This window comes from Micromonospora sp. WMMD812, from assembly GCF_027497215.1.
In the GTDB taxonomy this organism is placed as follows: Bacteria; Actinomycetota; Actinomycetes; order Mycobacteriales; family Micromonosporaceae; genus Micromonospora.
Map to the genome: position 1 here is coordinate 4,889,121 of NZ_CP114904.1, position 23,864 is coordinate 4,912,984.

The 23,864-nt window shown below is 73.0% G+C and carries 24 protein-coding genes, 2 tRNA genes, 1 other RNA gene and 2 pseudogenes; 16 read left to right on the forward strand and 13 right to left on the reverse strand.

Annotation, left to right across the window (positions count from 1 at the left end; all coding sequences use genetic code 11):
* Window positions 1-66: 66 nt before the first annotated feature.
* The 3 genes from O7603_RS22565 to deoD all read right to left on the reverse strand — a co-directional run bounded on the left by O7603_RS22565 (window position 67) and on the right by deoD (window position 2,005).
* On the reverse strand, window positions 67-531 hold the full coding sequence (locus O7603_RS22565; RefSeq protein WP_281571786.1) for a thioesterase family protein: 465 nt from the start codon (window positions 529-531) through the stop codon (window positions 67-69).
* Window positions 528-1,166: a TetR/AcrR family transcriptional regulator gene (locus O7603_RS22570; RefSeq protein ID WP_281571787.1), complete on the reverse strand. Its 639-nt coding sequence runs from the start codon at window positions 1,164-1,166 to the stop codon at window positions 528-530. The genes O7603_RS22565 and O7603_RS22570 overlap by 4 nt, the downstream gene beginning before the upstream one ends.
* Window positions 1,167-1,297: 131 nt before the next feature.
* A complete protein-coding gene (deoD, locus tag O7603_RS22575; RefSeq protein ID WP_281571788.1) occupies window positions 1,298-2,005 on the reverse strand; it encodes a purine-nucleoside phosphorylase in 708 nt (235 codons plus the stop codon).
* Between the two features lie 75 nt (window positions 2,006-2,080).
* Between deoD and O7603_RS22580 the strand changes: the two genes are divergently transcribed.
* Both O7603_RS22580 and O7603_RS22585 read left to right on the forward strand, forming a co-directional pair.
* Window positions 2,081-2,170, forward strand: a tRNA-Ser gene (locus O7603_RS22580).
* Between the two features lie 261 nt (window positions 2,171-2,431).
* Window positions 2,432-2,689 (forward strand): annotated as a pseudogene (locus O7603_RS22585) (HAD-IA family hydrolase); the annotation flags it as partial.
* A 527-nt stretch (window positions 2,690-3,216) separates the two neighbouring features.
* On the opposite strand, the gene O7603_RS22590 reads toward O7603_RS22585, so the two are convergent.
* On the reverse strand, window positions 3,217-5,688 hold the full coding sequence (locus O7603_RS22590; RefSeq protein ID WP_281571789.1) for a hypothetical protein: 2,472 nt from the start codon (window positions 5,686-5,688) through the stop codon (window positions 3,217-3,219).
* Between the two features lie 243 nt (window positions 5,689-5,931).
* On the reverse strand, window positions 5,932-7,263 hold the full coding sequence (locus O7603_RS22595; protein WP_281571790.1) for an MFS transporter: 1,332 nt from the start codon (window positions 7,261-7,263) through the stop codon (window positions 5,932-5,934).
* Between the two features lie 73 nt (window positions 7,264-7,336).
* On the opposite strand from O7603_RS22595, the gene O7603_RS22600 reads away from it, so the two are divergent.
* Window positions 7,337-8,230: an aminopeptidase gene (locus O7603_RS22600; RefSeq protein WP_281571791.1), complete on the forward strand. Its 894-nt coding sequence runs from the start codon at window positions 7,337-7,339 to the stop codon at window positions 8,228-8,230.
* A gap of 35 nt (window positions 8,231-8,265) precedes the next feature.
* Here O7603_RS22600 and O7603_RS22605 read toward each other — a convergent pair whose 3' ends face one another.
* The 6 genes and pseudogenes from O7603_RS22605 to O7603_RS22630 form a co-directional block, all read right to left on the reverse strand.
* A complete protein-coding gene (locus tag O7603_RS22605) occupies window positions 8,266-10,413 on the reverse strand; it encodes an NACHT domain-containing protein (RefSeq protein WP_281571792.1) in 2,148 nt (715 codons plus the stop codon).
* 62 nt (window positions 10,414-10,475) lie between these two features.
* The gene (locus O7603_RS22610) at window positions 10,476-11,006 is read right to left on the reverse strand and encodes a hypothetical protein (RefSeq protein ID WP_348651030.1); all 531 of its coding nucleotides are present in this window, start codon (window positions 11,004-11,006) and stop codon (window positions 10,476-10,478) included.
* Between the two features lie 46 nt (window positions 11,007-11,052).
* Window positions 11,053-11,619: a hypothetical protein gene (locus O7603_RS22615; RefSeq protein ID WP_281571794.1), complete on the reverse strand. Its 567-nt coding sequence runs from the start codon at window positions 11,617-11,619 to the stop codon at window positions 11,053-11,055.
* Window positions 11,620-11,708: 89 nt separating this feature from the next.
* Window positions 11,709-11,900: a DUF397 domain-containing protein gene (locus O7603_RS22620; RefSeq protein WP_281571795.1), complete on the reverse strand. Its 192-nt coding sequence runs from the start codon at window positions 11,898-11,900 to the stop codon at window positions 11,709-11,711.
* Window positions 11,891-12,013 (reverse strand): hypothetical protein, encoded by a 123-nt coding sequence (locus tag O7603_RS22625; RefSeq protein ID WP_281571796.1) that lies wholly within the window; start codon window positions 12,011-12,013, stop codon window positions 11,891-11,893. The genes O7603_RS22620 and O7603_RS22625 overlap by 10 nt, the downstream gene beginning before the upstream one ends.
* 20 nt (window positions 12,014-12,033) lie before the next feature.
* Window positions 12,034-12,696: pseudogene (locus tag O7603_RS22630) on the reverse strand (helix-turn-helix transcriptional regulator); the annotation flags it as partial.
* A gap of 119 nt (window positions 12,697-12,815) precedes the next feature.
* Here O7603_RS22630 and O7603_RS22635 point away from each other — a divergent pair.
* From O7603_RS22635 to O7603_RS22675, 9 genes are all read left to right on the forward strand, one after another.
* Window positions 12,816-13,052 carry a hypothetical protein gene (locus tag O7603_RS22635; RefSeq protein WP_281571797.1) on the forward strand — a complete coding sequence of 79 codons (237 nt, stop codon included), beginning with the start codon at window positions 12,816-12,818 and terminating at the stop codon, window positions 13,050-13,052.
* Complete coding sequence (locus O7603_RS22640) at window positions 13,046-13,297, forward strand: flavin reductase (RefSeq protein ID WP_281571798.1); 252 nt, start codon at window positions 13,046-13,048, stop codon at window positions 13,295-13,297. Before O7603_RS22635 ends, O7603_RS22640 begins: the two co-directional genes overlap by 7 nt.
* A gap of 112 nt (window positions 13,298-13,409) precedes the next feature.
* On the forward strand, window positions 13,410-13,871 hold the full coding sequence (locus O7603_RS22645) for a YbaB/EbfC family nucleoid-associated protein (protein ID WP_281571799.1): 462 nt from the start codon (window positions 13,410-13,412) through the stop codon (window positions 13,869-13,871).
* A 4-nt stretch (window positions 13,872-13,875) separates the two neighbouring features.
* On the forward strand, window positions 13,876-14,217 hold the full coding sequence (locus tag O7603_RS22650; RefSeq protein ID WP_281571800.1) for a hypothetical protein: 342 nt from the start codon (window positions 13,876-13,878) through the stop codon (window positions 14,215-14,217).
* Complete coding sequence (locus O7603_RS22655; RefSeq protein WP_281571801.1) at window positions 14,214-14,909, forward strand: hypothetical protein; 696 nt, start codon at window positions 14,214-14,216, stop codon at window positions 14,907-14,909. Before O7603_RS22650 ends, O7603_RS22655 begins: the two co-directional genes overlap by 4 nt.
* A 7-nt stretch (window positions 14,910-14,916) precedes the next feature.
* Entirely contained in the window at window positions 14,917-15,609 is a 693-nt protein-coding gene (locus tag O7603_RS22660; protein ID WP_281571802.1) for a hypothetical protein, read from the forward strand.
* Window positions 15,610-15,686: 77 nt separating this feature from the next.
* Window positions 15,687-16,274, forward strand: coding sequence for a pentapeptide repeat-containing protein (locus tag O7603_RS22665; protein WP_281571803.1), 588 nt, complete (start codon window positions 15,687-15,689; stop codon window positions 16,272-16,274).
* Between the two features lie 146 nt (window positions 16,275-16,420).
* Window positions 16,421-16,939, forward strand: a complete 519-nt coding sequence (locus O7603_RS22670) for a SigE family RNA polymerase sigma factor (RefSeq protein WP_281576771.1) — start codon at window positions 16,421-16,423, stop codon at window positions 16,937-16,939.
* Window positions 16,940-16,941: 2 nt separating this feature from the next.
* Window positions 16,942-17,937 (forward strand): hypothetical protein, encoded by a 996-nt coding sequence (locus tag O7603_RS22675; RefSeq protein WP_281571804.1) that lies wholly within the window; start codon window positions 16,942-16,944, stop codon window positions 17,935-17,937.
* 206 nt (window positions 17,938-18,143) lie between these two features.
* On the opposite strand, the gene O7603_RS22680 is transcribed toward O7603_RS22675, so the two are convergent.
* Window positions 18,144-18,228 (reverse strand) — tRNA-Ser (locus O7603_RS22680).
* Between the two features lie 82 nt (window positions 18,229-18,310).
* Between O7603_RS22680 and ffs the strand changes: the two genes are divergently transcribed.
* Together ffs and O7603_RS22690 are read left to right on the forward strand one after the other, a co-directional pair.
* Window positions 18,311-18,400, forward strand: an RNA gene (gene ffs / locus O7603_RS22685) — signal recognition particle sRNA small type.
* Between the two features lie 222 nt (window positions 18,401-18,622).
* Window positions 18,623-21,466, forward strand: coding sequence for a DNA polymerase III subunit gamma and tau (locus O7603_RS22690; RefSeq protein WP_281571805.1), 2,844 nt, complete (start codon window positions 18,623-18,625; stop codon window positions 21,464-21,466).
* A gap of 128 nt (window positions 21,467-21,594) precedes the next feature.
* Here the strand turns inward: O7603_RS22690 and O7603_RS22695 are convergent, their stop codons facing one another.
* Window positions 21,595-22,665: a DUF2332 domain-containing protein gene (locus O7603_RS22695; protein ID WP_281571806.1), complete on the reverse strand. Its 1,071-nt coding sequence runs from the start codon at window positions 22,663-22,665 to the stop codon at window positions 21,595-21,597.
* A 156-nt stretch (window positions 22,666-22,821) separates the two neighbouring features.
* On the opposite strand from O7603_RS22695, the gene O7603_RS22700 reads away from it, so the two are divergent.
* Window positions 22,822-23,130, forward strand: coding sequence for a YbaB/EbfC family nucleoid-associated protein (locus O7603_RS22700; RefSeq protein WP_281576772.1), 309 nt, complete (start codon window positions 22,822-22,824; stop codon window positions 23,128-23,130).
* A gap of 8 nt (window positions 23,131-23,138) precedes the next feature.
* Window positions 23,139-23,732, forward strand: coding sequence for a recombination mediator RecR (gene recR / locus O7603_RS22705; protein WP_281571807.1), 594 nt, complete (start codon window positions 23,139-23,141; stop codon window positions 23,730-23,732).
* The last annotated feature ends 132 nt before the right edge of the window (window positions 23,733-23,864 follow it).

Below are 23,864 nucleotides of genomic sequence, written 5' to 3' on the forward strand. Positions count from 1 at the left end.
CGGCCGCGTCGTCGGTTTGGGTGCGTTTCCTGCTGCTCCGGCGACAGGAAACGCACCCGGAGCCGGTCAGGCCGGGGTGCTGGCGGGGCGCAGCAGGGTGGTGGCGATCGCCCGGGCGGCGTCGGTCCACGGTGCGGGGCGCAGCGTCGCCGGATCGAGGCGGACGATCGCCCGCCGCCCCTCGGCGTGCACGGTGTCGCCGTCGACCGAACGGAACTGGAAGGCGTACTCGGCGCTGCTGGTGCCGAGGTGTTCGAGCCAGAAGTGCACTGCGACCGGGCCGGTGTGGGCGATCGGCGCGCGGTAGCTGATGGTGAACTCGCGGACCGCGTGGAACAGGTCGGGCGGGGTGGCGCTGCCCCGGTAGGCGAGGCCCCGCTCGGTCCAGTACGGCGTCAGGGCGCGTTCCAGCAGCACCGCGTACCGGGCGTTGTGCAGGATGCCCATCGCGTCGAGGTCGTCGAAGTGCACCGTCACGTGCTCGACGTGGCCGAACTCGACGGCGGGCTGATCGGCGAGGGCGTGGGTCATCGGTTGCCTTCCGGTAGCAGGGTCGGGTCCGGGCACAGCGCCCGCAGGCGGTCCAGCACGCCCCGCCGGGCGTGCCGGTAGGCCGCGTCCGGGTCGAGCATCCGGGACTGCATCGCCGCGCTCATTCCGAGCGAATCGATCTCGTACGCCAGTTGCGCGACGTCCAGGTCGGCGGGGAGTTCACCCACCTCGACCCCCTGCTCGACGAGGCGTTCGAGGAACGCCGTCCACTGGCCGTACGCCTCGGCGAGCCGGTCGCGGACCGGTCCGGGCCGGACGTTGTACTCGAACTGGGTGTTGGCGAAGAAGCAGCCGCCGGGGAGCACCCGGGCGGCGTAGAAGTCGACCCGGGCGTCGTGCAGCGCCCGGATCCGGCGTACGCCGCGCGGGGCGGCCAGCGCCGGCGCGACGATCCGCTCCTGCCACTGCTCCACCGCCCGGTCGACCGCCGCGAGCTGGAGCGCCTCCTTGGAGCGCCAGTGCGCGAACAGCCCGGACTTGCTCACGCCGAGCGTGTCGGCGAGCTGGGCGAGGCTGAGCCCGTGCAGACCGGCCTCGGTGGCCAGCGCCACCGCGGCGTCCAGGGCCGCGGCGCGGGTGCGCTCACCCCGGGCGAGACGTCCGTCGACGGTCATGCGGACACCGTACTCAATCAGCACGACCGGTCGTATTGTTTTATGGCGTGATCGTGGTCACCCACCTCAACCCCGACGTGCCGCCGCCCCGCCGTCCACTGGACGACGGGGCGGCGCGGGTGCGACGAGGGTCAGGCGATGATCGTGTCGAGGGCGATCTCCACCATCTGGCTGAAGGTCTGCTCGCGCTCGGCGGAGGTGGTCTTCTCGCCGGTCTTGATGTGGTCGCTCACGGTCAGCACGGTCAGCGCCCGCGCCTTGAACCGGGCCGCGATCGTGTAGAGCGCCGCCGACTCCATCTCCACCGCCAGGACGCCGTAGTCGGCGAGGGTGTCGTAGAGGTCCGGCCGGTCGGTGTAGAAGGCGTCCGCCGCCAGGATCGGCCCGACGTGCATGGTGATGCCCTGCCGCTCGGCCACCTCCACGGCGGTGCGCAGCAGCCCGAAGTCGGCGACCGGGGCGTAGTCGATCAGCCCGTCGAAGCGCATCCGGTTCATGTTCGAGTCGGTCGAGGACCCGATCGCCGCGATCACGTCGCGCAGCCGGAGGTCCTCCCGCAGCGCGCCGCAGGAGCCGACCCGGATCAGGGACTTCACGCCGTACTCGTTGATCAGCTCGTGGGCGTAGATCGAGGCGGACGGCATGCCCATGCCGGAACCCTGGACGGAGACGTCCACGCCCTTCCAGCGGCCGGTGAAGCCCAGCATGCCCCGGACCGTCGAGTAGCACGTGGCGTCCTCGAGGTAGGTCTCCGCGATCCACTTGGCCCGCAGCGGGTCGCCCGGCATCAGGACCCGCTCGGCGATCTCTCCCGGCTTGGCGCCGATGTGCGTACTCATGGCAAAGATCCTGCCAGGCGCCGCCGGGCGATACCGGTTCGGCATCGGAACCAGGGGTCCTGTACCCTACTCGGCGGTGGTGTGTCCGAGTGGCCTAAGGAGCACGCCTCGAAAGCGTGTGAGGGTTTACGCCCTCCGCGGGTTCAAATCCCGCCGCCACCGCCAGTGAACAGGCGAAACGCCCGGTCGATCCGCGAGGATCGACCGGGCGTTCTGCTTGTGGTCTCAGTTTCGGTCTCAGTTCGTGCTCAAGTGGCCGATTTCGGTTTCTCGATCGCGGTGCCCCAAAGCAGTCCACCGACGCGCCGGGCGACGTCCCGTCGGACCTAGGCGGTCAGGTGTTGGTACCGGGCCGCCATTGCAGAGTTGGACCAGCCCATGATGCCCATCACGGCGCGCTCGGCGACGCCGAGGATCAGCAGCACGGTCAGGGCCTACCTGGCGGCGTACCGGCTTGCGGGTCACGTGTCGCCGGTGGTTGGCCGGGCGTACGCCCAACCCGCCCGCATGAAGCCCAACCCCGAACCCATCCTGCAAGCTGTCCGGGCTCTAAACGTGCCCCCCAATCGCTGCGTCCTAGTGGGCGACTCCTTGTCAGATATCGAGGGAGCACGAGCGGCGGGTGTGAGGGTCGCCGGCTATGCGAACCGCGTAACCAAAGTCGACGCCTTCCGCGACGCGGGGGGCGGTGTTGCGGGGTGCCCTTCCCTCGGCTCGGCCGCTCATGCTTTCAAGGATGATGGCGAGGTGATCGCCGTCGGGCTCCACGGAGTATTCGGCGTCGAGTCCCCTGCCGCTGTCATCGGTCATTCGCACGTCGGTCACTCTGGCGCAGACGGGTGACGGACGACCTCAGCAGCGGTCTAGTCGGGTTGTTGAGAAGAGCTAGGCACGGCCCAGTAGACGCGGGTATCGCCTCGGATTAGTCCCCGGCAGGGCGGTCGCCGGCTTATACCGCGCCGGTCTCAGTTGTGGTCTCGTTCATCGGTGTACGAACCCGTCCGTCGAAGGACGAGCCGGATTCCGGTGCTGCTCATGGCCCCGGTCGGTTGCCCCTGAACATCGTGGCGCAGACCTCGAAAGCGTGTGAGGGTTTACGCCCCCCCGGGGGGTTCAAATCCCGCCACCGCTCGTGAAATGCGAAAACGCCAGGTCGATCCGCGAGGATCGACCTGGCGTTCCGCTGTTTCGGGCTCGCCGGTCTTCCTGACTCAGCCGGCCGGGAGGCTCGCGTCCCGGTGGGTCAACCGGTACGTGGCATCGACGGCATCCGTCTCCAGGAGCACGGTGACCGGGCCGGCCGGGAGCGTGCAGGAGATCGTGCGCTCGACGGCGTACCCGGTCGGGCCGCAGTACCGGATGCCCTGGCTGTCGAGGACCGACAGGCGGGCGTCACCGGTGCCAGAGGTCCGGGTCCAGGTGAAGCTCTCCCGGCTGGCCCGCTGGTCGGCCGGGATCGTGAAACAGGCCGCGAAGTGGTCCGCGCCGGTGGTGACCGTCGCGCCCGTCGCGTCCGCCGGCAGCACCGGGCACGCCGGCGGGCCGTCCACCCGGGCGAAGCCCAGGGCGTACGTGGCGGGGATGGGCTCCTCATCGGTGGTCAGGACCACGGAGAAGGGCGCCTCACCGGTCAGCTCGCAGCTGTACTGGCGCAACGAGAAGTAGTCGCACACCTGCTCGCCGTTGCCGTTCAGGACGCTGACCTCCGGCGAACTGGCGTCCCCCGCCAGCAGTCCGACGACCCGGGCCCCGGTCGGGCTGGGCAGTTGCAGGCAGTTGTACTGGCCGACAGCGTCGAACGCGCCGCGGTGCGGTGCGTCCTGCCAACCGGTGTCGGACACTGGCGTGCAGCCGGACGGCTTCCAGGGCAGCAGCGCGACGGCGTACTGGTAGTCGTTGTCGATCACGGTGTTGGGCGCACCCCCACCGAGCACGAGGGTGTACCTCCCCGCCGCGGGGATGTCGCACCAGATGTCGGTGCAGACCCGGACCCCGGCGGAGTCGTAGACGGTGGCCCATTGCCGGTAGTTGTCCGCGCTCACGGCCCGCACCCGGTGCGCGCCGGCGGTGGGGACGTCCAGGGTCCGGCACCGAACTCCGCCGAGGGCGCCGCTCGGCGGTGCGTTGTACGCGCCTACCCCCACTATCGGGCAGCCGACCGCGTCGGAGAGCCGACGGACCTGCACCTTGTACGTGAGATCGGTGCTCTCGGCGTCCCAGTTCCGCAGGTATGAGATCACGCGGTATGTGCCGGTCGCGGGCACCACGCAGCCGTCCTGCTCCGACCATTCGGTGCAGAGCACGGCGCCGCTCGGGTCCACGAGCCACGCGGCGACCTCGTTGTACCGCTCCGGCGCGGTGTACGTGATGATCCGCTCGCCCGCCTCCGCGCGGAACGGTTGGCAGTTGGTCTGCACCGGCGAGATCTGGTGCGTCACGAGCGCCGGCTGATCCCAGGACGTGCCGGTCGCTGGCGCGCACCCGTTGTTTCTGCTGGTCGCGGCCACCGCCACCCGGTAGGTGATGCTGTTCCAGCTGTCGTTGCGCACCAGGAGGGTGTAGGCGCCGGCCGCGGGCAGCAGGCAGTAACGGTCGGCGGAGTACTTCTCGCACACCTGCTGACCCGCGTCGTTGACGATCCGCCACGGCAGGAGCTGGTCGGGGCCGAGCCGGACGACGACGGTGGTGGGTGCGGTGGTCTTCAGGGCATGGCAGGCGAGATCGTCCTGCTGCGCCACCGTTCCGGTGCCTACCCGGGTGCCCGGGTCACCGAAGGGCGCCAACGGGAGGGCAGGACACCCGAATGCCTGCGAGATCCGGGGAAGCTTGAGCGTGTAGGTGCTCTCGCCGCCGTAGTACTCCCGCAGGAACAGCCGGTACGGCCCGGGCCGCCCCAGGGTGCACTCGGTGGTGTACCGGACCTGGCAGAGCGGCTGGAACTCGCCGTCCAGGATGTCGCCCTGCACGTCACCGGCGCCGCCGGGGTCGGCCAGGTGTAGGACCGAGCCGACCGGCTGGTCGAACTTGTAGCAGTGCGCCGCCGTGCCGGCCGGCAGCGTGTCGGTGCGGCCCGGGGAGGCGAAGGAGAAGAAGTCCCTGGACAGCCTGTCGCAGCTCGACGGCCGCCGCGTGGACTCGACGGCCAGCGTGTAGTCGCCGGTCCCGGTCGGATAGGGGAGCTTGACCCGGATCGTGTAGGTGCCGGCGGCTCCGAGCTGGCAGCTGCCGGCGTCAGTGAGGACGTGGCAGACGAACTCCCCAGACCCGTCGAACACGCGCGCCTGGACGGAGGTGCCCGTGCCGCGGGTCAGCTGCGTGAGGAGGGTGTCGGAGTCGGCCCTGGTGGTGATCTTCCAGACGTTCTCCTGTTCATCCACGATGGACGGACAGGTGACGATCACGCCGAAGGTGAGCTTGCCGCCGCAGCCGGCGCTCTGCGCGGTGGGCGTCCGCTGTGGCGACGGAGCGCTCGTGGCCGAGCCACTGGTGGTCGAGTCGCTCCGGTTCGGCGTCGCGGTCGGGGCCGGCCTGGCGGTGAAGGTCGGCGGCGCGGACGTGTCCGTGGCGGCCGGGGCGGTTTGGGAGGGGCTCGCGGCCGCGGTGGGGCTCGCGGTCGGGGCGGCCAGGGCGGGCCCGGCCAGGACGGAGGACATCGCGGTGGCGAGGGCCGCGATGATGGCCAATCGAGGGAGCCTTCTAGGCCGGTTGGGCCGAGATGTGGGCAGGGTTGTTCTCATGTCAACTCCCCGTGAAGTCCGCGCCGATCGCGGACGCGGCGATGGTTTCATGGCGGCCGATAGCCGAGCAATGGACACATCGACATATCCGGTGGCGGATCAGCGGAGGCCCCCGGGGCACTGCCTGGCGGTCGCCTGACGGCGGCGAGGGCCGCGTGGAGGGGTGGTGACGCCCCGCCGCGTTCCCGGCTAGGAGGTTGGCTGGAGTTCCTGCTGGTGGGCGGCCGCTTCGGAGCCGGCCCGCCGGATCGGGGTGAACAACCCGGCGACCGCGATCAGGAGGCAGCCGACTCCGGCGCCGACGGCGACCCCGGTGACGCCGTACCGGGCGGCGGCCCAGGTCAGCACCGCCGCGCCGGCCGGGCCGAGAGAGTAGTGCGTGCTCCAGAAGGCCGACGTGACCCGGCCCAGCAGGTGGTCGGGGGTGATCTCCTGGCGCAGCGACATCGAGCAGATGCCGCCGACGCTGGCGCCGCACAGGTACACCGCGGTCAGCGCGGTGACGGCGGGGACGTTCCCGGCCAGGCCGATGCCCACGATCGCCAGGCCGGACACGGCGAGCGCGCCGATCCAGGTGACACCGAAGCCGCGCCGACGCCGCAGCGGTGCCGCCAGCAGCGCGCCGGCGATCGTGCCCAGCGCGGCCAGCCCGAGCACGGTGCCGACGGTGCGGTCGGAGCCGCCGAGGTCGTGCTTGACGTGGTAGATCAGCACGTCGGTGAAGCCGAACGTCAGGAAGATGAAGACGGAGAGCAGCACGGTCAGCGACCGGAGCACCGGTTGCTGCCAGAGGAACCGGGCCCCGGCCAGGAACTCGGCCAGCGGCCGCTGCCGCACCTGCCGCCCGTCGGCGGTGACCCGGCCGTTCGCCGAGGCGAGGTCGTCGGGGAGAGCCAGGCCGTCCGCGCGAGGCCCGGCAGGCTCGGCGCGCCGGAGCCGGACCAGCCACAGTCCGGCGGCCGACAGCGCGAAGCTGGCCGCGTTGATCGCGATGGCCGCGGTGGGGCCGAACCGGGCCGACACCACGCCGGCGAGCAGTGGGCCGCCGACGGCCGCCGTCGCGTACGTCGCCTGCAACCGCCCGTTCGCCTCGGTGATCCGGTCGCGGTCGACCAGGTTCCGCACCGCGGTCACCGCGGCGACCTGGAACAGCATTCCGGCCGCCTCGCAGATCGGCAGGACGACGAAGAGCACCCACACCTGCGGTCCCGCGAGCCAGGCCAGCGGGACGAGACCGTAGAGGACCAGCCGGGCGAGGTCGGCGGCGATCATCAGCGTCCGCCGGTCGTACCGGTCGACGAGGACGCCACCGAAGACCCCCGCGCCGACGGACGCGGCCCCGGCCACGGCGGTGAGCAGCCCCATCTGCGCCACCGATCCGGTGGCCTGGAGCACGAGCAGCGGCAGCGCGATGTAGGCGAACGAGTCGCCGAGGGCCGAGAGCGACTGCGCGAGCCAGTACGTGCCGAAGTTGCGGTCGCGCCACAGGGGAGCACGGACCCGATCGGCGCCTGAGATCACGCAGGTGACCCTAGCCCGCCGCCCGGTCGCGGACGTTCCCCGCGGGCCTTCCGGGTGTGGCACGATCGTCCCCATGCGCCCACCCCGCGTGCTGCTGCTGGTGGCCGCTGTGGCGGCGGGGTTCTCGGTGCTGGCCACCCTGGTCTCCGAATCGCGGGCCGCTCTCCAGTCCGGCCTCGTCGCAGGGCTCGCGTTCCTCGGGTGGGTGCTGCTCGCCGGCGCGTCGGCACCTCGGGTGCGGGCGGCGCTGGCCGCCGGACTCGGCTTCTTCGTGCTGGTCATGGCCGTGCGACTGTGGTGGCTTCCCGAGCAGCCGGCGGGGGACGGCTGGTTGGAGCCGTTCTACACACCACTCGACGGTCGCGGCTCGAGCGCGGGGTCGGGGCAGTTCGCCCGCGAACTGCTGGATCATTGGCGACAGGGGATCGACCGGGAGCGGTTGGCTGCGGTCGGCCTTCTGCTCGGGGTGCTCTGTCTGGCGGTCGCGGTGTTCGCCCTGCCGGCGCGGCACCGCCCGAGGCGCGCGATGGTGACCCGGGTCGCCGTCGCGGTGCTGCTGCTCGTCGTGGTGGGTGCGGACGTCTGGGCCCGGGTCGACGATGCGCCGCTGCCTGGCCTGCTCGGCGCCGCCTGGCCCGCGCTACTGGCCATCCTGGTCGCGGCAGGAACGGTGGTGCTGTCCGGCGTCCGGTCCGACCGGTTCGCGCTGGTGGCGCTTGGCGCGCTGCTGCTGGCGGTGACGGCCGGCGCCGCCCTCACCGACCTCGCCGACAGTTGGGCGGCCTGGCAGCAGTCCGCCGAGGTCAGCGAGCACGCCTTCCTGTCCGTGGGCATCGCCGTCCCGGTGGGCAGGTGGACGGACCTGTCCGAGGCGGTCCGCGCGGCGGTGGCGTTCGCGGGGCCAGCGCTGCTCGCGGTCGGCGCCCTGCGTGCCTCCGATGCCCCGGAGCCTCCCGGACCGCGCTGACCGGCGGGCGTCGCTCGGCGAAGCCGCCGGATGGTCTACGGGTGGTCGGCCCGGCGCGCGGTGGGCAGCCGCGGCGCGGCCGGGTCCACGGGTGGTCGCGGATAGACGAGCCCCTCCGGGCGTACGTGGTACATCTGCTCGGCGAAGAACTCCAGCAGTTCCCGGTGCACGAAGATGTAGCCGTCGCCGACGTTGCGCAGGAAGAGGCACTGCACCGCGTACTCGAGGAACGGCACCAGTGGCTGGGGCAGCAGGTCGAGCCGGGCGAGCCGGCGCCGGATCAGCCACTGCTCGGTGATCGGGCCCACGCCGACCCGGATCAGCAGCATCGCCGCGCCGGTGAGCCCGATCAGCAGGCCGTAGCGGGCGGCCTCGCCGGGGGTGGTCCGGCTGGTGACGAGGAGGGCGGCGACGCAGCCGGTGAGCGGCCCGACGACGAGCGCCGCCCGGCCGGCGACGGCGAGCCGGTGCAGGAGCAGCCCGGTGGGCAGTTCCCGGTGGGTGCCGGGCGGCCGGTGGCCCTCCAGGTGGTCCGTCACCGCCTGGCCGGCGCCGGTCGTCGCCAGCGCCGTCAGCAGATAGCTCAGGCCGAAGAGCAGGCCGGCCAGTCTGCCGCCGGACCGGTCGAACGCGAGGAAGACGGCGACGGTGGAGGCGACGATACCCAGCAGGGCGAACCCGCCGGCGCCGAGCGCGCCGGTCAGGTTCCCCAGGCCCGACACCGCTGCCCGCAGCGCCCCGCGCTGGTCCTTCGGCCGGTCGCCGCGGCGCACCGCCTGCATGATGGCGGACAGGTCGTCGTACCGGCGGGTGGTGGCCACGGCCGTTCCGTACAGGCCGCCGGCCGCGCCCACCAGCGCGCCCCTGGGGCCGAGCAGGGCGTACCCGACGATGGTCAGGCCGAGGGTTACGGCGGCGCAGGTCACCAGCCGACCGAGGACCTCGGCGTCGAGGAATCGCGGACGCAGCTTGCCCTCCCGGACGAACACGGGCGGCACCCAGGTCTCGTTGATCGAATCCAGCACGAAGATGGTCTGCCGACGATCCCGCATCCGCCCGGCCAGCGCGGAAAGGTAGCGGACGGCCCGCTCCGGGCGGTGGATCGGGTGCGGGCGACGGCGGAGCATGGTGTCGACGTACCGGGTGAAGAGCCGAGCCCGCCGGGTGTGGGTGCGGGCGGCGGCCGGGTCGGGCCCGTCGGCGTACGCCACGGCCATGATGCTGAGCAGCAGCGGCGAGTCGGCGAACTTCCACAGCTCCGGGTCGGCGTCGAGCGCCGCCCGCACCCCGGCGAGCCCGGGCCGGTCGACGTAGCGCTCGATCTGCGTACGCGTCAGCGGCTGGATGGTGACCGTGCCGTAGAGCGGGAGTTCCCGGCGGAGCCGGCCGTACTCGGCCTCGCGGCAGCAGACCGCGATCGGGGTGAGCGGCTGCCGGGCGTGGAACGCGGCGATCGCCTCCGCGCAGGCGTCGCGGTGCTCCTCGGCGACCTCGTCCAGACCGTCGAGCAGCGGCAGGACCTCCCCGGCGTCCACCCAGGCGGCCGCGTTGCCGGTCGGCATGCCGTACCGCTCGGCGAGCTGGTCGACCAGCCAGCGGTCCAGGGGGCGGCGGTCGGTGGCCCAGGAGCTGAGGTTGACCACCACCGGGACGGGCGCCTCCGGGTCGGCCTCGGCCCGGGCGAGCAGGTCCCGGGCGAGTTCCAGCAGCGTCGTGGTCTTGCCGGCACCGGGCTCGCCGAGAATCACCATCGACTGGTCGAGCCGCTCGAAGACCGCCGACATCGACGCGTCGTCGTCGAGGGTGCCGGCGAAGCCGTCCCGGCCGCTGGCGTGCAGGCTCCACGGGTGCCGCCGGTCGTCGACCGCCGCCGCGATGCCGAGCACGATCCGCGCCTCCTCGTGCAGGGACCGTTCCAGCACGTTGGTCACCCAGTACCGGCGTACCCGGTCGAGCAGGACCCGGCGGGCCCGGGCCTCGGAGGCCCGGCCCGGCGGTCGCGGCTCGCGGGCCCGGGCCACCTCGACCGCGATCAGCGCGACCATCACGACGACGAGCAACGGCCACGCGAGCCAGAGGTACGGCGACCAGCCGTCGGGCATGGCCCCGGTGGCGACGTTGGTGGCGACGCCGAGCAGCGCCACGCAGATCACCGACAGGACGACGGTGGTGACCCGATGCATGCGTCGTCTCTACCGTCCACACGCGAGGCGCACAAGGCCGGCTGGCCAACCGGGACGCGGATTCAGCAGGGACCGGCGCCCTCGTCGAAGAGCCGCCGGGCCCAGTCGGCGTACCCGGCGATGACCTTCCGCACCTCGCGTCCATCATGGAGGAACAGGTAGGCGCGGTCGCCGCGCCGGGCGAGCAGGCCGTCGAAACGGTACGTGCCGGGCGGTGCGTGCAGACGGGTCACCGACGGATAGCGGAACCAGACCTCGGCGACCGGGGTGCCGGCGGTGACTCCCTCCGGCGTGCGCATCGGGTCGCCGGCCCAGACCAGCACCAGCCGATCCTCGACGAACACCGGGCTGGCCATCTCGTGGCCGGCGAGCATCGGCCCGCAGGCGTGGACGTCCGAGCGCAGGATGCCGCGCCGGGTCAGCTCGTCCTCGGTGTCGCCGAACGCGACGTTGCGCAGGCCGTTCAGGTCGAGCACCTCCACGGCGCCGGCCGGCACCGGCCTCTGTGGAGCGATGGTTTCGAGCGGGCCGCTACCCGAGACGACGGCAGCCGTCAGCACCCCCGCGATAAAGGCAAATTGCCGCAATTTCATTGGATTCCCCTGGGTCCCTAACGGCCTGGGGGCCGTGAGGTTGCTGCTAACCGGCGGATTGGCGGCCTTCCCACTCGTCCGCGAGGTCGTCCCAGTAGTCGGCGCTCAGCCGCCGCCGGCCGTGTGCCAGCCAGCCGGCGGTGTCGCGTTCGACGTGCAGGCCCAGCTCGGCGAAGGCGTCGATCCACGGCCCGGGCTCGGCGCCCAGCTCGACGAGCGCCGAGTTGATCGGCCATGCCGCCCGGGCGACCGCGAACTCACCGTCGAAGCGCGGCCCCCAGGAGACCGCGCCGCCCAGCCAGACCACCGCCGACTGGTAGCCCTCGCCGCCGAAGAACTCCGCCTCCAGATAGGCCACCGGGCCACGCCCCGACCAGCCGGCCAGCACGTCGGTCAGCGCCGGCGACAGCACCAGGTGGAACGGGTGGTCGGCGTCCGGCGCCTCGACGGAGAAATCCGGCAGCGCGCCGGTCAGCTCCTCGACCAGTTGCGGGGTCACCGGGAGCAGCGCGAAGTCCTGCCGCAGCTCGCCGAGGACCGCGTGATCCAGCTCGGCGGTCTGCTCGCGAAGCAGTTCGGCGTCCGCGACCACCGCGCTGAGCTGGTAACTCATCGGCCTCCTCCGGCATCCACAGGCTGTGGATGGAACATGTGTACGAGTAGATGGCGGCGCGGGGATCCCGCCGGCGGCGCGGCGGTGGGTCAGCCGCGCTCGGGAAGGCGCGCGACGAACGCGCGCCAGGCCGCCGCGGGGAACACCAGTGCCGGCCCGGTCGGGTCCTTCGAGTCCCGTATGCCGACCGCGCCGGGCAGGTCGTCGGCGACCTCGACACAGTCGCCGCCGTTGCCGCTGCTGCGGCTGCTCGTGCGCCACCGCGCGCCGTTCAGGTCCATGTCTCCGTCACTTCCCTGATGAGGTCGAGGGACTGCCAGTGGGAGAGCGCCTCGCCGCGCATGTTCTCCCATGCCGCCAGTATTGCTGCGATGTCGCCGGGGTCGGAAACCACTTGTCCCTGGAGTTGGTTGTCGAGATAGCCCGCCGTCCGGTGGTCGGGCTGGTGGCGATCACGAACGGCCCGTTGAGCCCGGCGTAGGCGCCGACCGAGGCCGGCACCACGTGCAGCCGGACGTGCGGCTCGGCGCAGGCCGCCGCCAGGGCCCGCAACTGCTCGTGCATGGTGGCCCGGCCGCCGACGGGCCGGCGCAGCACCGCCTCGTCGACGACCGCGGTGAACTGCGGCGGGTCGTCCTGCCGGAGGATGCCCTGCCGGTTGAGCCGTGCGGTCAGGTGGCGCTCGACGTCGCCGCGCGGGATCAGCCCGGCCCCGCCGAGCACGGCCCGGGCGTACGCCTCGGTCTGCAGCAGCCCGGGAAGGACGACCGATTGATACGACCGCAGCGACACCGCCTCGCGCTCGATCTCCTGCCATGGACGGAACCAGATGGGGTCACGACGTCTTGACGTGTCCGGCCAGATGTCCACGATGTCCCGGTCCAGGGCCTCCGCCGCCGCCAAGCGGTGCCGGGGATGCGGGATGCGGCCCTCGGTCAGCCAGCGGCCGACCGTCTTCGGGTCGACGCCGACTCGTTCGGCGAGCGACTCGATCGTGTGCCCGGTGTCGCTGAGCGCCACCCGGAGCGCGTCGTTCACGGCACCCTCCATCGGATGTCCCAAATATCTGGCCACCATATCGCTACGCCCTGTATCTGTCTGACCACCGACGGGAAGGTGGGGTGACGATCCGGAGAGGGGGCCGCCGTGGAGCGAGGAGACCGCAGCGTCGCGCGGGGTGGCGGGAGGTGTGGCCGGTGGACCGGCTGACCGCCGGCACGGCGATCCGGGTGCCCGAGGCGGCGTACCGCCTCGGCGAGAGCCCGCTGACCCTGCTGGTCACCGAGGTGCTGAGCGTCGGGCCGTTCCAGCGCGCCGAGTGGGCCGAGGTACGCGGCCACGAGGTGCACCCGGACGGCAGCCTGCGCGCCCGGCAGTGTCAGGCGCTCGTGCGGGTCGATCAGGCCCGGCCCGTCGAGCTGCGGTCGTGGTGACCCGCCGCCGGGACCACGTGCCGACCCGCCCCACCTGGCGCTGCACCGCCTGCGGCATCGCCTGGCCGTGCTCACCGGCGAAGCTGCGGCTGCTCGGAGAGTACCGGCACGATCGCGCCGCGCTGACCGTCTACCTGGCGACGCTTCAGGCCGAGGCGGCCGAGCAGCTCGCCGGTCTGGACGAGGGGCCGCTCCCGGTCGACCTGACCGACCGGTTCGTCGCGTGGGCGCGCGCCCGGGGATAGCGCGTCCGGGATAGCCGGACGCCGATGGGGTCGCGCCCGCTCCCCGAGTCCGCTGTGGACCCTGAGCAGGACCGCCGAGATGTTAGTCTTCTTCGGCTGTCGCATGATCATCGTGAGTGACCGAGGGGACGGCATGGGGGCCGGCATTCCAGGCACGGGAGGTTTGCTCGACCCGGACGGCGCCATGGAGCGGCTGGCGGAGTGGAAGGGCCGCATCGACCGGTTGGCGGCCGACACCCGGGCCATGAACGACCGCCTCCAGGATCTGCGGGTGACGACCGCCGACGGCAACGGGCTGGCGGAGGTCACCGTCGACTCGGCGGGCGCGCTGGTCGACCTGCGGCTCGGGCAGCGGATCCACCGGGTCGCGCCCGACGTCGTCGCCCGGACGATCATGGACACGATCCGGGTTGCCCGGCAGCAACTCGCCGACCGCGCGCAGGAGATCATCGCCGACACCGTGGGCACCGAGTCGGCCGCCGCCCGCGCGATCGCCGAGCGGGTCGGGCAGCAACTGCGCGACGCCGACCCCACCCCGGACGGCTCCGACGACCGGCACCGGTCCGGGTGGTGAGGGCGTGGCCGACGGGTTCGCGGTCGACGCGGAGCAGATCCGCGCGCACGCGCGCAACATCGAGGCGCTGCGCGCCCGCTTCGGCGCGGTCAAGGCCGCCAGCGCGCACATCACGCAGGACGACGCGGCGTACGGGCTGCTGTGCGGATGGATCGCCGGCGTCCTGGAGGGCCGGCACACCCGGCAGGACGAGCTGATCGCGTACGTCGAGGAGAACCTGTCGTTGGTCGTGAAGGGGCTGGGCACGACCGCCGACAACTACGACAACGCCGAGGCCGACGCCGACAACACGATCCGCAAGGCGGGCAGCGGGCTGGACGGGGGCCTGGCGAGGTCGGCGTCATGAGCGAGTCGCTGATCGCCGACGTCGTCTCGACCCGCAAGCCCTGGACCGGGGCGGCGGCCGCCGACAGTTTCCAGGGGCTGGTCGACGCCGTCCGCAGTGAGGGTTGGGTCGACGACCTGCTGGCCGGCGCCGCGTTCGGCATCGAGGCCGCCGCGACCGTCATGGACCCGTTCAGCGCGCTGCTGGCCAACGGCCTGGGCTGGGCGATGGAGTACTTCGAGCCGCTGCGGCAGATCCTCGACGAACTCACCGGCCTGCCCGACGTGGTGGCCTCACACGCGGCCACCTGGGACAACATGGCCGCCGAGCTGCACGGCATGGCCACCGACCTGAAGACGCACCTCGGCGCGGACCTGCCGCAATGGCAGGGCCAGGCGGCCACGGCGTACCAGGACCTGATGGCGCACAACGTGACGGCGATCGACGGGCTGAGCGGCATCTCCGCCGCGATGGCCGCGGCCACCCAGGGCGCCGGGAACCTGGTGGCGTTCACGCGGGACATCGTCCGCGACCTCATCGCCGACCTGGTGGCGCGCGTGGTCGTGTGGGCGGTCGAGGCGATCTTCGTGGTCACGATCCCGGTGATCGCCACGCAGATAGCGGCGGCCGTCGTCAAGTGGGCCGGCCGCATCATGACGTACGTCGTCGCGCTGATCAGCAGCCTGGCCAACCTCGCCAAGCTGCTCGGCTAGGACGACGATGGCGAAGCCCAAGAGCCCCCACGGCGACAGCGGGACCCCCGCGCGCCCGGGCGACGGCGACGGCGGGATCCCGGGACAGCGGCGCCGCAGCACCGGCGAGGTGCCCGAGAGCATCACCAGAGGCCAGGAGATCGTCGGCGAGGAGGCGCGCCTGGGCCGCCCGCCCGGTGAGGGGGGTGGCTCGCCGGGCCGGCCCTCCGGCGGCGACGACGGATACCAGACTCCCAAGCCCGGCACCCCCGAGTACGACCGCCGGGTCGAGGAGCTCGCCGCCGACCCGGCCCACAACGGCAGGATCAGCCCGAAGTCCCGCAAGGAGGCCGAGATCGGGCTCGCCGCCGAGGCGGAGGGCAAGATTCCCGGCCCCATCCGCCGCGCCGAACTCGACAACTCCGATCCCGCGTTCCAAAAGGACCAGGGCGAATTCGTCGATGCCAACGAAAAGTTCTGGGACGTCAAATCCCCGGCCGACATATTCCCCGCCGGCCGGCATGCCGGTCAGCCCATGCCCGAGGGTATGAAGGGGCGCTACGATGGCGACGAGTTCGAGCAGAAACTCGCCGACGAGGTGGCCGGCGGACAGGGTGTCCTCATCAACACCGAGAATCTGTCCCCGAGTGCCGTGGCGGATCTCAAGAGTCGGGTTGCCGCTCGCACCGACTGGGACGGCAAGGTGGTGTTCGACAAGTGAGCAGGTACAAGCGGAGCGTCGCTGACGTCGTCCGCTGGCCGGCGAGTCCCGACGCCCGGGAGGCCCTGGAGGAGTGGTTGTCCGCCGCCGCTTCGGACACCGCGGCCTACCTGTCCGGCGACTTCCTCGACTTTCGCGGCGCCGATCTCAGCAACCTCGACCTGACCGGCGCCTACCTGGTCAACTCCTGCCTCGTCGGGGTGCGCTTCGAGGACGCCAACCTCGGCGACGCGACCCTCACCAACGCCGAGTTGCAGGGCGCCGACTTCTCCTTCGCCGACCTCGCCAAGGCGGAAATGGTCGGCTGCACGGCCCCGGACGCGCGGTTCCGCGGCGCGCGGCTGTTCTCGGTGCAACTCGACGACGCCATCCTCGAGGGCGCCGATCTGAGTCACGCGATCCTCAATTCCGCCAAGCTCTACAAAACCGATCTGCGCGGCGCCAATCTCGAATTCACGAGCCTGCGCTGGTGCACCCTCGGCGGTGGCACGATGCCGGCGGTGCTGAGCGGCGCACGAATGTTCGGCTGCCAACTCGAAGGTGCGAAGGGAAGCGTCGTCGGTCCGGTGCTCGTCGACGAGGACGCGACCCTGTCGCTCGACGGCGCCGACCTCGAGGCGTGGTTCTCGGAACAGGGCGCGGAGAACGTCCAGGTCGTGCGCTGACGGTCGGCGGAGAACCGGGAGTTCGGGTTCCTGGAGCGCCGGGCGTGGTTCGCTGAGAGCGCCGGACCTGTCGAGCCCGAGAAAGATCCGATTCCCGGGACAACCTCCGCGCACGCACCGGTGTCTTCCCTCGTGTGACGACCGTAATGGAGCACCGACCAGCCGGGACGGCGAGCGACGCGGAGCACGATTTTCGGGTTTTCGTCCAGGGGATCGCCGCATCGTTGCACCGCACGGCGTATCTGCTGTGCGGGGACTGGCACCTCGCCGACGACCTCGTCCAGGAGACCCTGGCGAAGGCGTACAGCCACTGGCGCAAGGTCCAGCGGGCCGACAGCCCGTCCGCGTACGTGCGACGCATCCTGATCAACGAATCGCGACGCGGGTGGCGCCGGAACCGGAACATCACCGTGCAACCCGACGCCGACGTGGCCGACATCGCCGTCGGGGACATGTCCGACCAGGTGGTGAACCGCGCCGATCTGCTCCAGGCGCTGCAGTCGCTGCCCGCACGGCAGCGCGCGACCGTCGTCCTGCGGTTTCTCGAAGGGCTCAGCGAGCGGGAGACCGCCGCGGCCCTCGGGTGCAGTGAGGGCACCGTCAAGAGCCAGACGAGCCGGGCGTTGATCAAGCTCAAGTCCGTACTGAACCGAGGAGACATCTGACCATGTCGTACGACACCGAGGAACGCCTGAGCGCGGCACTGCAGGGCATCGTCGGGGACCGGCCGTACGCGCCCGACCTCGACCAGATCGAAAGCCGCGGACGGAAGCTGCGGCACCGCCGCCTGGCCTGGCGCGCGACCGCCGGGACCGGCTTCGCCGCCGTGGTCGCGGCGGTCGCCGTGGCCACCACCGGCGCCGGCACCCAGGCCCCGGCGCCCAACCTCGCCGCACCGGGAGCGACCGGCAGCGCGACCACCCAGCAGGCCCCGCTGGTGCAACTGGTCGGTTACCTGACCACCGCCCCGCAGCCGAAGGGCGACGCGACGCTCCTGCTGCGCGACCAGGCGTACACGAACGGCCTCAGGGTCGCCGTCTGGGACCTGCATGCCGACAACGGCGACCTCTACTTCGGCAAGACCCGCGACGCCCTCCCCGCGCAGGTGAAGGGGAAGCACACGACGGGGGGCGGCGATGACGAGGTCGGAAGGAAGAACGCGGTCGCGGCGGCGGACTACGCGGCCACGGGCGACTTGAACGAGGCCCGCGAGCAGATGGCGCACGCGTACGTCAAGGACCCGAAGACCGCCCCGCCGCTGCAGGCGCCCGGCGTCAAGCCCCCGATCGACGGCAAGATCGCCGCGAAGCTCAAGGCCACCGGCCAGGACGAGTCCACCGTGGGCAACCTGACCGACAGCTGGGTCTGGAGCAACTCGATGGACGCGCTGATCGCCGGCGCCGGCAGCCCGACGGTCCGCGCGGGAGTGGTGCGGCTCCTGGGGCAGATGCCCGAGGTCAAGGTCGCGCGGGGCACCCTCGACGGCCAGCCGGTGATCACCCTCGCCGCCGGCGCGCTGATCACCAGCGGCGGCACCGACACCCTGACCATCAACGCCGACACCGGCCTGCCGATCAAGTACGTCTCCGAGGGCGTGGGCGTGACCGTCAACTACACGGTGACCCGCGTGACCCTCGCGGACGTCGCCACCGGCACGTTCTGATCCGTACCCCGAGACTGACGCCAGGGCCGGCCCGTCCGCCGGCCCTGGCGTCCTCGCGTCGTCCATCCGGCGCCGGCCGGCCCGGTGGCGAGGCGCTGGTCGGGCCCCCGTGGTCAGCGGCGGACTCGCCCGGATGCGGACGACCCAAAATCAAACGCCCGGCAGGTCGATGTCGACCCGCCGGGCGTTTACGCTGCTCAGGCGAGCGGAGGATACGAGATTCGAACTCGTGAGGGTGTTAACCCAACACGCTTTCCAAGCGTGCGCCCTAGGCCTCTAGGCGAATCCTCCGCCGAACAGGATACAGGTCCCGCGCGGGTCGCCCACCCCACCACCCCCTGAAGATCGACGGCCTGTCGGGTAGGCTTGGCGACACCTCCCGTGCGGCGGTATCTCGTGAACCTCCCCAGGGCCGGAAGGCAGCAAGGATAAGCGAGCTCTGCCGGGTGCACGGGAGGCCTTTCTGTCTCCGGCCCGACCTCCCCATGATCGACTGCAAGTCGACGATCTGGCGGTGTCCCGGGCGCTGCGATGCCGCCAGGTCCCCGACATGGTGTTGATCAAGCCGTCCGCTCCCGCGGTCGCGGCGGGCGAGCCGCACCGCGTGGCCGGCGGAACCGGCGGGGTGGGTGGTCACCCGGGGCGGACCGGCGCAGAATGGCTCGGTCGAGAGGAGGCGGGACGGGTGGCACTGGCGCTCTACCGCAAGTACCGGCCCCGTACCTTCGCCGAGGTCATCGGGCAGGAACACGTCACCGAGCCGTTGTCGCAGGCACTGCGCAGCGGCCGGCTCAACCACGCCTACCTCTTCTCCGGTCCCCGTGGCTGCGGCAAGACGTCCAGCGCCCGGATCCTGGCCCGCTCGCTCAACTGTGAGCAGGGCCCCACGCCGGAGCCGTGCGGGCAGTGCGAGTCCTGCCGCTCACTGGCCCCCGACGGCGGCGGGTCGATCGACGTCATCGAGATCGACGCGGCCAGCCACGGCGGCGTCGACGACGCCCGCGAGCTGCGCGAGAAGGCGTTCTTCGCACCGGCCCGCAGCCGCTTCAAGATCTACGTCATCGACGAGGCGCACATGGTCTCGTCGGCCGGTTTCAACGCCCTGCTCAAGCTGGTCGAGGAGCCGCCGGAGTACGTCAAGTTCATCTTCGCCACCACCGAGCCGGAGAAGGTCCTCGGCACGATCAAGTCGCGGACCCACCACTACCCGTTCCGGCTGTTCCCGCCGAAGGTGCTCCGGCCGTACCTGGAGCAACTCTGCGAGGCCGAGGGCGTCAAGGTCGAGCCGGCGGTCTTCCCCCTGGTGGTGCGCGCGGGCGGCGGCAGCATGCGGGACAGCCTCTCCGTACTCGACCAGCTCATCGCGGGCGCCGGGCCGGAGGGCGTCACCTACGCCCGGGCCGCCGCGCTGCTCGGCGTCACCGACTCGGCGCTGATCGACGAGATGTGCGACGCGCTCGCCGCCGGTGACGGCGCCGCCGCCTACGCCACCGTCGATCGAGTGGTCGAGGCCGGGCACGACGCGCGTCGATTCGCCTCCGACCTGCTGGAACGGCTGCGCGACCTGATCGTGCTCCAGCAGGTGCCGGACGCCGCCGCCAAGGGTCTGATCGACGGCCCGGCCGACCAGATCGAGCGGATGGCCGCGCAGGCCCAGCGACTCGGCCCGGGCACCCTGTCCCGCTGCGCCGACATCGTGCACAACGGCCTGGTCGAGATGCGCGGCACCACCGCGCCCCGGCTGTTGCTGGAGCTGATCAGCGCCCGGATGCTGCTCCCCGGCGCCGACGACACCACCGGCGGCCTGCTCCAGCGCCTGGAACGCATGGAACGCCGGCTCACCCTGGCCGGCACCGACGCGCCGCCGGCCACCGCCGGCTCCGCGCCGGCCACCGCTGCCCCGGCCGTACGCCCGGCGCCTCCCGCCCCGCCCGCGGCTGACGCCGCGCCGCACCCGGAGACCGCCGGCACGCCGGCGGCTGCCGGCGCCCCGTCCGGGCGGGCCGCCGCCCGCGCCGCCGCCAACGCGGGCGCCCCCGCCGGGTCGGCCCCCGGCCACGCCGCCGCCAGCACCCCTGCCGGCGCGACCGCCGCGCTCGACGCTGGTGTGGGCTCCGCCCCCAGCTCCGCCGCCGGGGCTAGGGCCGCGGGCGACGCCGGCGTGGGCTCCGCCGCCGGGGCTACCGCCGCGCGCGACGCCGGCGTGGGCTCCGCGCCGGATGCGGCCGACCTGCCCCGGAGTGGTTCCGCCTCGACCGGTGCCCCGGCCGCCCACGGCCAGGACCAGACCGTCCCCGCCCGCCGTGCGGTGCCGCCGTCCGCGGTGATGCCCGATCCGGCCACCCCCGAGCCGCCGCGTCCCGGCGCCGCCCCGGCGGGCCAGCTGGACGCCGTCGCGGTCCGTCGGGTCTGGCCGGACATCGTGGCCAAGGTCAACCGGATCAAGAAGCCGGCCGCCGCGCTGATGCGCGACGCGGTGGTCCGCGACGTGGACGGCGACACCCTGGTGCTGACCGTGAAGTCGCCGGTGCTCGCTCAGATGATGGGCAACCACACGTCGGTGCTGGCCGAGGCGCTGTACGAGGAGTTCGGCGGTCGCTGGCAGATCCGTTGCGAGGTGGCCGGCGAGCGGGGCGGCGCCGCGCTTCCCGGGCCGGCCCGCCCGGCCGCCCAGGCCCGGCCCGCGCCGTCCCCGGCCGGCCCGGCGTCGACCGACGGCCCCGGCGCGGCCGGTGGCTCCGGGGTGAGCGGTGGCCCGTCTGGTGCGGCCCGGCCGGCCGGCGGGACGGGCCGTGCCGGAGGTAGCGGCGCGGGTGCCCGGGGGAGCAGCGCGGGCCGTGCCGGGGGAAGCGGTGCGGGTGCCGCGCCCGCGTCCGCCGACGACGAGGAGGACTGGCCAGAGCCGGCCCGCCCCGGTGGAGCCGCGTCCGGCTCGCACGACCCGGCCGGCGCCAGCGACGCGGCCGGCGCCGGCGAGGCGGGCGACGACTGGCCCGAGGCAGCCCGCCCCGGCGGTGTCCCGGCGGGCGGTCCGGCCGACACGGGCACCGCCCCGGGCGCTGGGGCCGGCCCTGCCGTGCGGCCGGGCGGCCCTGCGGGCACTCCGACCACGCCGACGGACCCCTCGCGGACCGGCGGCTCGGCGGGCGCTCCGGCCTCCGGAGCCGGCTCGACCGCACCGCGGCAACCCGCCGCTCCGGCCGGTGGCGCGCCGGTGAGCAGCGCCCTCGCGGCCGCTCGGGCCGCCGCCGCGGGGCGCGGTGGGCCGCGTACGGGCCAGCCGGTCCGGCAGACCGCGGACAGTGACTGGGCGGGCGAGCCGCCGTACGACCCGGACTACGACGGGCCGGTCCGGCCGGGCGGCGGGCGACCGGCGGCCCCGGTCTACGAGGGGTTCGACCCCGGCGACGAGCCGCTCGACGACGTGATCGACGAGAAGACCGCGCGCGAGTCGAGCGAGGAGCAGGCGGTCCGCCTGCTGCGCGAGGCGTTCGGCGCCGAGAAGATCAACGAGGTCGACGCCCGCTAACCTCCCGCGCGCCCCCGCGCCCTCCGGCACGGTCGATCATGCAGTTGTGGTGCCTGACGTGCGGCGTTACGCGCCTTTGGTCCACCACCACAACTGCATGATCGACGAGGGGACGGGCGCCGCGCGGGTCAGGGCGTCCAGGCGGGTAGGCCGTGGGGGTGGGCTTCGGCCAGCACGCGCTGCGGTCCGGCGTTGATCCGGGCGCGGAGCTGGCAGTGGCGGCCGTCAACCGGGTCCGGCTCGAAGAACAGGTACGCGACCGGCGCGTCCGCGTCGGCGGTGGCCGCCAACCGGTCGAGTTCGCCGGTCACCCGGGCCCACTCCTCGGCCGGCACGTACTGCCGCATCACCGAGTGCCACACCACGGTGAGCGTGCCCGGCCGCGGGTCCAGCCCGGCCAGGAAGTCCGCCGCGCCGACCGGCGCCACCCGCGCGGGCAGCCGTCGGGCCAGCTCCAGCGCGCCGGCCAGCCGGGCGGCCCGGGCGGTGTGCTCCGGCCAGACGTACGCCCGCAGCGCGAGCGCGCCGTCGGCGCTGGTCGGGTCGAGCGGGGTGACGTCGCAGCCGAGCCGCTCCACCACGGTCACCTCCGGGTGGGCCTCCGCCGCGGCGCGCAGCCAGTCGGGCGCCCCGCCCCGCCAGGCGTCCGGCAACCGGACGGGTGAGCCGGTCGACCCCCAGGCGAAGTCCGGCCCCTCGATCCGGAACCGGTCGGCGCGCAGGTTCAGACCGGCGCTCGCGCCCAGCTCGGCCAGGCGCACCGGCCGGCGACCGGTCTCGCCGAGCGCGTACAGCAGGCCCGCCACCAGCAGGTTCGCCCGGCCCACCTCGTTCGTCTGCGGCGGGCGGCGCAGCCAGCCGCGCAGCGTGTCGTGCTCGGCGGCGACGACCGCCCGGAAGGCGGCCCAGGCGTCGTCGGCGTCGCCGGGCTCCTGCCGGCCGCCGGCGCTGGGATAGAACCGGGCCAGCTCCGGCGCCCGGCCGGTGAGCACCAGCGCGTGCACCCCGCCAAGCAGGCGCAGCGGCACCGCCGCGTCGGCCGGGGCGTCCAGGTAGCCGGCGAGCACCTCGGCGCACGGCCCGCCGGCGCGGACGTCGCCGGCCGCGCGTAGCAGCAGGTCGGCGTACCGGTCGGCGGCCAGGTTCGCGCAGGCCCGGGCCTGCCGTTCCAGGGTGGTGGCGGCCTGGTCGACGATCATCGTGCCCTCCTTCGAGCCTTCCGGTGATCGTCCGCCCGCCGCGACGCCGGCGGAAGCACCGGGCGGGGCGAGGCTGCTCACAACGGATAGGCTGAGCGGCGGCCGTGCAGACGAGTGCGAGAAGGAGCCATCGTGCGCCCAGGTGGACAGCCGAACATGCAGCAGATGCTGAAGCAGGCGCAGAAGATGCAGCAGCAGATCGCCAAGGCGCAGGCCGAGCTGGCCGAGGCCGAGCTGACCGGCACCGCGGGTGGCGGCCTGGTCACCGCGACCGTCTCCGGCGGCGGTGAGCTCAAGGCGATCAAGATCGATCCGAAGGCCGTCGACCCGGACGACGTGGAGACCCTGGAGGACCTGGTCGTCGCGGCGGTCCACAACGCCGCCGAGGCGGCGCGGGAGCTGACCGAGCAGAAGATGGGCCCGGTGGCCGGCGGCATGGGCGGGCTCGGCCTGCCCGGTTTCTGAGCCGGCAGATGTACGAAGGCGCCATCCAGGACCTGATCGACGAGCTGGGCCGGCTGCCGGGCGTGGGCCCGAAGAGCGCCCAGCGGATCGCCTTCCACGTCCTGTCGGCGGACCCGGCCGACGTCAACCGGCTGGCCGGCGCGCTGCGCAAGGTCAAGGAGCTGGTGCGGTTCTGCACCAGTTGCTACAACGTCGCCGAGTCCGAGCAGTGCCGGATCTGCCGCGACCCGCGCCGCACCGACGAGGTGCTCTGCGTGGTCGAGGAGCCCAAGGACGTGGTGGCGATCGAGCGGACCGGTGAGTTCCGCGGTCGCTACCACGTGCTCGGCGGCGCGATCAATCCCCTCGAAGGGATCGGGCCGGACAATCTGCGCATCCGCGAGCTGATGACCCGGCTCAGCGGCGGGGCCGTCCGCGAGCTGATCCTGGCCACCGACCCGAACACCGAGGGCGAGGCGACCGCCACCTACCTCGCGCTGATGGTCAAGCCGATGGGGATCGCGGTGACCCGGCTGGCCAGCGGCCTGCCGGTCGGCGGCGACCTGGAGTACGCCGACGAGATCACCCTCGGCCGGGCCTTCGAGGGGCGCCGGGCCGTCTGAGGCCGCGCCCGGCCTCGCTACCCGGCCCCCGCCATCCGCCGCCGCAACCCGGCGGCGTCGCGGGGCGGATCGACCCGGCCGGCTACCCTCGTTCGAGGGCGCCGGCCGCGCCGTCGCGTCCGTTTCCGACCA